This window comes from Vibrio sp. 811 (assembly GCF_033339195.1).
The window spans coordinates 1-1,149 of sequence record NZ_JAWOUB010000097.1 but is presented as its reverse complement, the minus strand read 5'-3'; the positions used below and the strand labels follow the sequence as shown (position 1 = coordinate 1,149).

The 1,149-nt window shown below is 43.7% G+C and carries 2 protein-coding genes; both read left to right on the top strand.

The window, feature by feature from the left end:
* Window positions 1–593: tyrosine-type recombinase/integrase (locus tag R7Q46_RS25080; protein ID WP_318077919.1), on the top strand; the 593-nt coding region annotated here is incomplete at its 5' end.
* Window positions 590–1,149 (top strand): hypothetical protein (locus R7Q46_RS25075; protein WP_318077918.1); only part of this gene is annotated, 560 nt, incomplete at its 3' end. The genes R7Q46_RS25080 and R7Q46_RS25075, both read left to right, overlap by 4 nt.

The following is a 1,149-nucleotide window of genomic DNA, read 5'->3' as shown; positions in this document are numbered from 1 at the left end:
CCAAAGAGCTTCCTACATCTAAAAAAGAAACTATTGAAAACTCTCGTTCTTACACGCCAGAACAGGTCAATGCGATCATTCAGCACCAAACCGAGCAACATGCACTCTCAACACAACTTTGTCATGAAGCGGGTCTACGCGCTCACGAACTGTACACACTACGACCTTCTGGCGAAGTAAATCCGAGTCCACGGGACGTACACCAAGATAAATTTTCCCAACTCCCCAATGACTCAAAAACCTACACGGTTCAAGGGAAAGGCGGTCTCATTCGTGAAGTTCAAATCCCCAACCATTTGGCAGAAAAGTTAGAAGAACGCAGACTCGATACACCACAGCAACTCTCTGACAGGGGCGTGAATTACGAATCGCATTACAACATAGCAGGAGGACACAAGTTTTCTGATGCGTTCAGCAAAGCGAGTTCTCGCGCTCTTGGGTACTCCAACGGAGCACACGGCTTACGCCATAGCTACGCACAAAACCGCTACGAACAACTGGCTAACCACTTTGAGCGTATCGATGTCATGACGATTATTTCTCAAGAGCTAGGGCATTTCCGCCCCGATATTACAGAGGTATACCTACGATGATTTGGGGATTTTTGACGGTAATTGTTGTGGGATTGGTATTGCTTTTTGCAGCACCATTTCTTGATTTTCTAACTCCCGATAGCACGATTTGGTTAGTAGACTTATCCAACTCAAATGGTCCTATTTTACTAGCACAAGGCGCAAAAACGCTCTGGTACCAATGGCAATCATGGGTTTACATATTCTTGTTTAGCCTCATGACAGCGTTCATTTTAGGTTTAATTTACAACGGCATTCGCACATTCGCAGATGAGTCGTTACTCAAAGCTAAGAAAGAATTAGCTAAAAAAACGAAAGAGATCGAAAACATAAAACGAGAATACCAAGGTCAAGTTGAGAAGGATATCGTAAACAAACACGCCAAAGAAGCGAAACGACTCAACAAGAAAGAAAACGAGATCTACGCTATCAAGCAGCAAACAGAGAACAAGGAAGTGGCGTTACAAAAGCAAATAAGAATAGTCAATCACGCACACCGTCGACAAAACCAACAGACACAGAGTAAGTTAGGTCAAAGAGATCGACTGAGCGCAGAGAAGAAAATAATGGCAGAGTT